General features: G+C 29.6%; 1 protein-coding gene. It reads right to left on the reverse strand.

What is annotated here, in order from left to right:
* The coding region (locus ACY2RX_RS14665; RefSeq protein WP_490104726.1) for a hypothetical protein at positions 1 to 280 on the reverse strand (280 nt) is incomplete at both ends.

The raw sequence follows: 280 nt of genomic DNA on the forward strand, positions 1-280 counted from the left end.
AGTAACTAAGTTAGTTTTTGCAAAAGGGTCTGTAGTGTTATTTACAATCGATTTGGTAAAATATTCATCTCCTAAAGTCCAATGTATTTTTTGATTATATGCAGACCAATGCAAGTTGATTCCTGCATTTTTAGATAAACTTTCCACTTTAAAAGATTTGGTATTTTGATCTAAATTTATTTCGCTACCATTCATTACAAAAGGAGCAACATACAATTTGTGTAAATGAATAAAAGCAATCCATTTGTTATCATTACTAGGTACCAATCTGTTGGCTAGT

The sequence above is a fragment of the Polaribacter sp. 2405UD43-2 genome (assembly GCF_058147125.1).